Below are 8757 nucleotides of genomic sequence, written 5' to 3' on the forward strand. Positions count from 1 at the left end.
CGTCAGCGGTAGGGGTTGAGTATTCGGGGCTGCATGGCGGCGCCCTGCACCACGGTGCCGGACTCGATGAGCCGCTCGATGGCTCCGTCGCCGAGGCCAATCTCGTCGAGCACCTCGCGTGTATGCTCTCCGGCGCCGGGCGGGTACATCTCCTGGTCGTAGCGGGTGCGGCTGAAGGCCGCGTACTCCTGCGGCCGGAAGTACGTGACATCTCCGAAGGGGCGGCGCAGCGTGAAGCGTCCGACGTGGTCGCCGGAGACCACCACGTCCTTCGCCACACGGGCGATGACAGCCGGCACGCCCGCGAGCGTCAGTCGCTCGACGGCGATGGCGGCGTCCGTACGCGAGAAGAGCTCTTCGAGGGCATCCTCGGCGCCACCGCCCAGCGCGTTGCGCACAACTGCGGCGTCCGTGCTCGGTAGTGCCTGGATGCGCACCCACCCGTCGGCGGCGCGGTAATAGCGGTCGAGCTCCGACGGTCCGAGGTAGTCACGTCCGCCGGACGGGACGAGCGACTCGAAGTCGCCCGAGACCAGCTGGCCGGACTGCATGAACATGCTCGCCGCAACGAGGGAGGTACTCATCGCCTGGCCCTCTCCGGTACGGAGACGGTGGTAAAGGCCAGCGCAGGCGCCGAACGCGATGAGCGCGGCACCCGCGACATCGTTGACTGGGACGGTGTAGAGCACCGGGATGTCGTCGCCGCCCTGTGCGACGCACATGCCGCTCCACGCCTGCAGCACCGGATCGAAGCCCGGCTCCATTGCGAGCGGCCCCTGCTGCCCGAAGCCCGTGAGCGACATCGTGATCACGTCGGGGTTGTACGCCGCGATGGATGCGAAGTCGATGCCGAGACTCGCCCCTACGCCGGGACGGAGGTTGTCGACGATCACGTCGGCGTCGGCGGCGAGCCGCTCGAACACTTCACGGCCCTCGTGACGTTTTAGGTCCACCACCACGCTGCGCATGCCGTCGCTGTAGTAAAACCCCCGCTCGCGCCACGGGTCGCCCTCGGGGCTTTCGATCTTGATGACGTCGGCGCCGAGGTGGCCGAGGAGGAACGCGCCGTACGGGCCGGCGACGAAGGTGCCGAGCAGGAGCACGCGGACGCCCTCCAGCGGTCCTCCTGTCGCCCGGCGCCCGCCGACGTCTCCGACCCAACCGGTACCGCTTGCGCTCTTCTCACGCGGATGCCACCCGACAGCGTCGATCGGGCTGCCGATCGCCGGTGCGCCCGAACGGATCTGCGCGGGCGTCGCGGTGGCCACCACCGGCTGCCCCACGACGGTAACGTCGCGCCACTCGGCATCCGTGATCTGCACCGGAACGCCGAGCGTCAGCGTGTGCTCGTGGGCGAAGGCCTCGGCAGGCGCGTTGAGCGGCGCCGAGGGAACCCCTGCCTCCCGCAACACCTCCAGCCATTCTGCGCGAGGCCGGGTCGCCATCCGTTCGTCGAGGACCGCACGCACCCACTCCCGATTGCTCGGGGAGAAGAGCCTGGACAGGTCGGCGGCGACACGAGGGTCGTCGATGATCCAGCCCTCCCCGACCGCACGAAGAATGCGCGCCTGGAACTTGGGGGTCAGGCCGCCGACGAGGAACCACAGTCCGTCCGAGGCCCGATAGTGACAGTAGGTGGGATTGAGTCCGCGCGGGCCGACCGCCGTGTCGGCGACGGGTGCCGCAGGGTCGAGCGAGTAGTTGCCTGTGAAGGCCTCCGCGACGGCGTGCATGCCGTCGACCGTGACCACCTGGCCGCGGCCCGAGCGCAGTCGCTCGATTAGGGCTGCGGATGCGGCCGACGCACCCAGGACCGCCTGGATGTACAGGAGGTGCGGGTAGACCATGTCGACGGGTCCGCCGTCGAAGGAAGACTGCCGGCGTGAATAGCCGCTGGCCGCCGACAGCAGCGCCTGCGACTCCGCACCTCCGTACCACGGCGGGGTGCCCTGGAACGGCGGAAGCTCGAGAACGACAGGACCGCCTTCGGCCGAGACCAACTCGTCGGCAGGGATCCCCCACTCGGCGACTTGGGCCACGTCACGCGCGATGACGAGGTCTACCTCCGTCGCGAGAGCGGCGACGCGATCCCGCTCGGACTCGACGAAGGATCGGGCCGTTGTCCCGCGCTTCCCCCGATTCCACGCGACGAAAGCAGGGGATCGGCGACTCGGGTCGCCCTCCGGTGGCTCCACCTTGATGACGTCGGCGCCGAAGTCCGCGAAGAACGACCCGGCGACTGGTCCGGCGATGCCGGTCGCCAGCTCAAGCACCCTCACTCCGTGGAACGCGGTCACGCAGGCAACTCCTCTGTCTGCGACCGTGACGCATCGGGCGCCGTCGGCCGGTGGGCGGCCCCAGAAGATCGCCGGGCCTTGGTCATACGCTAGGAGCGGGGAAGCCGCTGATGGCGGGACAGGGCCGAAGTTCTGACATGCGGGACGACGGTTCGGCCCAGGTAGCTCCGTCAGTTCACACGAAACACGTCCACGACCACCGCACCGGGGAGGTGCGACCCCACTCCGACGAAGATTGACGTGTTGAGGATCTCCAGCCGTGCCGCGCACGTTTCGAATCGAGGAGTTGACCGGAAATAGATGCGGGACGGATCCACCGGTAGCTCCAGCCGGATCCGGGAGAGGTCCTCGAGGATCCCTGTCCGGGTTCCGATGTTCTCAACGAAGATCAACTCGCGCTCGTCGGTCTCGATCACATACTTCGCGTCCGCGCACGTAAGAGTGTCCGTGCGAACGAGTTGATAGTCTGCGCCGCCGGGAAGGACCGCACCGGTCACGAGCGATCCGGAAACGGACCCGCCCAGGATCGGAATGAAGCGACGGAACCCGCCGGGCGTCGGTCCGACCTCTACGGGCGGCCCCACCTTCGATTCCATGTGAAGCAGATGGGTCAACGGTGGGGGTTCGTGGTTTCCGTCATGTCGACTCTTTCTGCAGTGGGGCTGGACGAAGTCTGGTGGCTCGCGACCTCAGCTCCCGAGGCGATCGGCGAGCGCCGCCAGGCGCTCCCCGGCACCCCGAACGCCAGTTCGGCGGACCTGACTGCGGGAGGCGGCGCATCGGCCGCGCTCGCGCCGTACACCGCCATAGACTTCGTGCCCCGCGATGCGTAGCTGACAATCGTCAGGCGGCGACTCGGATAGTCTGCGTCTCGGGGCGCTGGTTCGCGGGCGCGTCGTCGGTCGCAAGCGGCGCGATCAGGTGCGCTGGGAACTGCACGTCGGTCAGCTCGTCCTCCGCCGGCAGCTCGTTCTCCTGCACGAGGTGGTTGAGCACCATGGCCCGCACGAGCACGCCGTTGACCTCGATGATGAAGTGCGTGCGGTCCCCCGCATAACTGCGCGATCGGACGCGTCCGCGCACGACCGGTTCGCCGTCGGGGCGCACCGCGCCGGCGATGCGCACATGGCTGGACTTGATGGCCAGTCCGTTGTTCTCGGGCGTGAGGCGCGGGTACTTCGCAGAGGGGACGGTGATCGCACCTCCGGCGAGCACGAGGCGCGTCCCGTCGGTTGCGTCGATATGCTCCACGTCAAAGATGTTCTCGAACCCCAGGAACCGCGCCACAAACGAATTCCGCGGCGACGCGTAGACCTCGTGAGGTGTGCCACTCTGCACGATCTTGCCCTTGTTCATGAGCACGACGCGATCGGAAAGAGCAAGCGCCTCTTCCTGGTCATGGGTGACGAAGACCGACGTGGTGCCCATCTCGTCGTGCACCTTGCGGATCTCGTCGCGCATCGTCAGGCGCATGCCCGCGTCGAGGTTTGACAGCGGCTCGTCGTACAGCACCAGTTCAGTACCGCCGGCCAATGCGCGGGCGAGCGCGACGCGCTGTTGCTGACCGCCGGAGAGCTCTGAGATAAGCCGACGGTGCATGCCGGTAAGGCCCACGATCTCCATTAGCTGCGTGACGCGCTCATCGATCTGCTTGCGCGACATATTCCGGCGGGCGCGCAGCGGGTAGGCGATGTTGCTGCGCACGCTCAGGTGCGGCCACAGCGCGTAGCTCTGGAACACCATGCCGAGATGGCGCTTCTCGGGCGACACAAAAATCCCGCGCGACGCATCCGCGACGACGCGATCGCCAAGACGTACCACACCGCCGTCCGGCCGCTCGAGGCCTGCGATGCTGCGCAGCAGCGTGGTCTTGCCGCAGCCGCTGGGGCCGAGCAACGTGACGAACTCGCCGTCCGCGATGGTCAGGTCGACGTTGTCGGTGGCGCGGACGCTGCCGTACTCCTTGACGATGCCTTGCAGGGCGACCTCAGGCATTGATGTGCTCCTTCGTGGTGGGCGCGTCGTCGGCCGAAGCCGTCGACGTCGAGGTCGGTTCCGTCGACGCCGGTCCGACGGTCGGCGGGAGGATGCCGCCGACAGTGGTCCCTCCACCGGTCGACGGCGCTGCGACGTCAGGGCGCACCGCGAGGACGCGCACCAGGATCGCGCGCAGCAACATCCCCACGAGGAAGATCCCGCTAACGCCGACGAGGAAGATACACGACAGGGCGGCGGCATCCGTGCCCTTGCCCGACGTGTACATGTCGTAGGTCATGCGCGAGACCGTGTCGAGCAGCGGCGAGCCCACCATAAGCGGCATGACCAGATTGCCGCCGACCAGGATGCCGCACATCAGCCAGCCAGCGAGGAAGCTGGGCAGGATCAGGCGAGCAACCACGACGAGGAAACCGCGCACCTTGGTCGAACCGGACACCCAAGCCGCCTCTTCGAGATCGCGGCTGACCTGCATGGCGGCCGGCTCGATATTACGCATGGCGATGGGCATCGCGACAATGATGAGCGCGATACCCATCGCCGCAATCGTTCCGTAGAGCGGCCTTGTGAGCGTGTACGACAGCAGCACCCACAGAATGCCGAGTGCAAGAGCAGTGCCGGGCATCGAAAGCGGCAACCATGTCGTGCGTGAGATGAATCCGGCGACAAAGCGGTTGCCGTGGCGCACGACGAAGATGACCGCGAGCGCCAAGATCATGACGGCGAGGCCGGAAACGACGCCCAGGACCCCCGTGGTCTGCAGGGCCGCCCACGTGCGCGGATTGGCGAACAGGCGCTCGTAGTTCGCGAACGAGTAGCCGCTAGTCGCTCCGAAGAACGGCTGAAGCGATGCCAAGGCGATCTGGAACACCGGGAGGACCAGCGCGAGAACGACGTAGACAAGGAACACGCCGGTGCCGACGAACTTCCATGCGCCAAGGTCCCACGGCTTGTCGGCACCGCTCTTTCCCCCGATCGTCTCGAACGATCGGCGTCGCTGCAGGAGCCCCTGCACCAGCAGGAGCACGATGAGCACGGCGAGCATGATCGTGGCCAGGCCGCTCGCCTCGGCGAACTTAGGCGGATAGTCATCGTTGAGATACGAGTAGATCTGTGTCGAGAGGACCTCGACGCCCGCGGGCGTACCAAGGATCAGCGGGGCTTCGAAGTACTCCAGCCCCACGATGAATCCCACGATGACGGCGGAGCCTAGGGCAGGGAGCATGATCGGAACGTTGACCGTGAAGAACGTGCGCAGGCGGCCCGCGCCGGCGATGGCCGCGGCCTCTTCCATCCGGTGGCTCATGGCACGGAACGGCCCAAGCAGCATAAAGTAGCCGAACGCGACCGACTTGAGAACTGAAACGAAGACCACGCCGACGAACGTGCTGGTATTGATCAAGGTCGACGGCTCGCCCGTGAACCCCGATATGAACTGGTTCAGCATCCCGACCCGCACTTGGCCGAGCAGCGCCCAGCTGAGAATGAAGAACAGCGGCGGCATGGCGAACACGATGAGCATGACCGGCGTGACCAGCTGGCGCAGCGGGGTGTTGGTGCGCGCGACGACCCACGCGAAGTAGAAACTCAGCGACTTTGAGATGATCGTGACGAGCGCCGCGAGCCCGAACGAGGTCGTCAGTGCTTCGCCGGTCGACGGCGACGTGACGACGCCGAGGATGGGATCGATCGACCACCCGGTGGAGTCTCCGGGGTACCCGGTGCGGAACGCGCCCAGCACAATCATGACGACCGGCCACACGAAGAGCGCGACACAGACGATCGTGGTGATCACGGCGAGCACGCCGAACCCGCTCACCCGGAAGCGCCCGGTCCTGCGGGTCTTCGGAGGTGCCGTCTTACTCATCTGTAAGGCCTTCCACAACGTTGTGCAGCGCGATCGGTGCGATCTCAGTTCGTCGAAGACTAACCGCAGGCTCCGCTGACGAAGCCCGGACGGGCACATGTTCCACGGAACGGGACGCCGCACCGACTCAGTCTCAGAAGCCTCGTCGTGTACAGGCAAGACTGATCCACCTTCGCACGCGGGCCGCTAGGGTTTCGCTTCGAACGCCTACGGCGAAGGGAGACCGAGTGGACAAGCTGGTGCCGTTGCGCGTGGAGGATCACGAGTCCCTGCGACACCACCGGCTCACCGCACCGCAGCCGTTGGACGAGCGGCTCTGGGTGATCCCCGTGCCGATGCCCGATGCGTTCCTGCGCAGCACGCTGTGCGTCGCCGCGCAAGCGGACGACGGCGGCCTTGTACTGACAGATCCCGGCTGGGATTCCCCCGAGGCGCTCGAAGGCCTTCGTGCGGGCCTCGTAGCCGCCGGCTGGCGCCTCGAGGACGTGAGCCACGTCGTCGCGACCCACGGGCATATCGACCACATTGGGCTCGCCAGCCGTATCCGCGAACTGGTCGGCGCTCAGGTCGCGACGATGGCTCCCGCGCACACGTCGAACCCGCCGGAACCGGCGGATGTCAGGACCCGCGACCGCGAGGACCTCGCCCGGCTCGAACGTTGGGGCGCCGACGAGGAAACGTCTGCCCGGCTGCTGCCCCTAGTCCGCCGGGCCCGTAGAGTGCACCCGCGCGTCGTCCCTGACATCGAAATGCACGACGGTGACGAGATCCCCGGCGCCATCGGATGGACAGCGGTTGCGACGCCCGGGCACACGGCCGACCACATGTGCATCGTCGATGCCCAACGTCGGATCGTGGTGACGGGCGACCACGTGCTGCCGATGATGAATCCCGGCATCGGCCTCAGCACCGGCTTCGGCGCGAACGCCGTGGCGGAGTACCTGCGATCACTCGACAAACTCGTGCCGTTCGAAGACTTCACCGTCGTCCCAGGGCACGGCTACGTGTTCGCGCCACTCGACGGGCGGCTGCGCACCACGCGGGCCCACATCCAGCGCCGCCTGCGCGAGGTGAGGTCGGTGCTGGAGGCGGAGGGCGAGCTGCCGACGCTAGCGCTCGCGTCGCGGCTCACCTGGAGCGACGGATGGGACGCCCTGTTCGAGAGCCCATGGCTGCACTCGGCCCTCCGTCAGACGGACATCTATCGCGAGGCCGCGACCTTGTCGGTGTGACCCGGGACGCAGCCCATCCCGTTCGGCGGAACGTCCCGCCCAATGGCCTGCTCACGCCGTCGCCTTCGATACATTGCGGATCACCGAGAGCGAAGGGGCGACGTTTGAAGGTCCACGACGCGATCGCGCGAGCGATCAGAGACGCAAAAGTGCGCGAGCGCGTAGGCGCGCGAGGTAACCGCCGGGTCCGACTTCGTCGGCGTGCGGCAGGACATCTCATCGGAGCAGTTCCCACTGATGATCGACGTGCACGAGGATCCATCGAAGCGGATGCCGCATGAGTCCGGCCGCAGCGTCCACCTCTCGCCGGCCGCTCGAGGGCATCCGCGTAATCGAGTTTCGGGGCATGGGTCCGGGTCCGTTCGGCGGCATGCTGCTGGCCGACATGGGCGCTGACGTCGTGACCATCGAGCAGCCCGCCCCCCCGCTGGGCACGGCGATCCGCACGATTCTGCGCGGTCGACGCTCGCTCACCCTCGACCTCAAGGTGCCCAAGGCGCGGACGATCGCGCAGGCTCTGGTCCGCACAGCCGACGTGGTCACGGAGGGGTTCCGGCCGGGGGTGATGGAGCGGCTCGGGCTCGGGCCAGAGGAGTGCGCACGGGACAACGAGCGGCTGATCTACGCGCGCATGACGGGATGGGGCCAGACAGGTCCGCTTTCGCAGCGCGCCGGGCACGACATCAACTACCTCGCGGTGTCAGGCGTTCTCAGTCGCATCGGTCGCGAGGGCGCGTCGCCGGTGCCGCCGGTGAACTACCTCGGCGACCTTGGTGCAGGCGGCATGCTGCTCGCCGTCGGCGTACTCGCGGCGCTCGTCGAGCGCTCGACGTCGGGGCGCGGACAGGTGGTCGACGTCAGCATCCTCGACGCCGCGTCCCTCTTCCTCGTCTCCACAATCGCGCAGCAATACCTTGGCGTCCTCGAGCCGCGCGGCCGCAATCTGCTAGACACGGGCGCGCCCTTTTACGACTGCTACGAGACGAGCGACGGTCGCTACCTCGCCGTCGGGTGCTTGGAGGACGCGTTCTACCACAACTTCCTGGGTCTGCTCGGAGTGTCGCTGGAGAGCGTGCCCGACCGCGCCGACCGCGCGAACTGGGCCGAGCTGCGGAAGATCTTCGCCGAGCGGATCGCCTCCGACACGCGCGACGCGTGGTGCGCCGCCGCCGAGGGCATCGACTGCTGCGTGACGCCCGTGCTCGAGGCGGACGAGGTGGTGCAGCATCCGCACAATCGCGAGCGCGGCGTTTTCGTGCCGTCTGCGTCTGGGTTCGCTCCGGCGCCGGCGCCCCGGTTCGGCCGCACGACGCTCGCGGCGCCGGACGATCCGCCCGCGGCCGGGGCGGACGCGGACGAGCTGCTG

General features: G+C 67.6%; 7 protein-coding genes. 3 read left to right on the top strand and 4 right to left on the bottom strand.

Going from position 1 to position 8757, the window contains the following annotated elements:
* Nucleotides 1-2: 2 nt before the first annotated feature.
* Entirely contained in the window at nt 3-2297 is a 2295-nt protein-coding gene (locus tag EIO58_RS00930; protein WP_127817823.1) for a CaiB/BaiF CoA-transferase family protein, read from the bottom strand.
* A 170-nt stretch (nt 2298-2467) separates the two neighbouring features.
* On the bottom strand, nt 2468-2893 hold the full coding sequence (locus EIO58_RS00935) for a DUF3237 family protein (protein WP_127817824.1): 426 nt from the start codon (nt 2891-2893) through the stop codon (nt 2468-2470).
* Here EIO58_RS00935 and EIO58_RS00940 point away from each other — a divergent pair, their 5' ends adjacent.
* On the top strand, nt 2894-3130 hold the full coding sequence (locus EIO58_RS00940) for a hypothetical protein (RefSeq protein ID WP_127817825.1): 237 nt from the start codon (nt 2894-2896) through the stop codon (nt 3128-3130).
* A gap of 10 nt (nt 3131-3140) precedes the next feature.
* Here the strand turns inward: EIO58_RS00940 and EIO58_RS00945 are convergent, their stop codons facing one another.
* Together EIO58_RS00945 and EIO58_RS00950 are read right to left on the bottom strand one after the other, a co-directional pair.
* Nucleotides 3141-4292, bottom strand: a complete 1152-nt coding sequence (locus EIO58_RS00945; protein ID WP_127817826.1) for an ABC transporter ATP-binding protein — start codon at nt 4290-4292, stop codon at nt 3141-3143.
* Complete coding sequence (locus EIO58_RS00950; protein ID WP_164861457.1) at nt 4285-6159, bottom strand: ABC transporter permease; 1875 nt, start codon at nt 6157-6159, stop codon at nt 4285-4287. Before EIO58_RS00950 ends, EIO58_RS00945 begins: the two co-directional genes overlap by 8 nt.
* Before the next feature lie 227 nt (nt 6160-6386).
* Between EIO58_RS00950 and EIO58_RS00955 the strand changes: the two genes are divergently transcribed.
* On the top strand, nt 6387-7391 hold the full coding sequence (locus EIO58_RS00955) for an MBL fold metallo-hydrolase (RefSeq protein WP_127817828.1): 1005 nt from the start codon (nt 6387-6389) through the stop codon (nt 7389-7391).
* A 277-nt stretch (nt 7392-7668) separates the two neighbouring features.
* On the top strand, nt 7669-8757 hold a 1089-nt coding region (locus EIO58_RS00960; RefSeq protein WP_164861458.1), incomplete at its 3' end, for a CaiB/BaiF CoA transferase family protein.

This window comes from Microbacterium sp. CPCC 204701 (assembly GCF_004010105.1).
GTDB lineage: Bacteria > Actinomycetota > Actinomycetes > Actinomycetales > Microbacteriaceae > Microbacterium.

Coding starts and splice junctions, on each gene's coding strand:
- EIO58_RS00935 (WP_127817824.1), bottom strand. CDS start 2,893: ATGGAATCGAAGGTGGGGCCGCCCGTAGAGGTCGGACCGACGCCCGGC.
- EIO58_RS00945 (WP_127817826.1), bottom strand. CDS start 4,292: ATGCCTGAGGTCGCCCTGCAAGGCATCGTCAAGGAGTACGGCAGCGTC.
- EIO58_RS00950 (WP_164861457.1), bottom strand. CDS start 6,159: ATGAGTAAGACGGCACCTCCGAAGACCCGCAGGACCGGGCGCTTCCGG.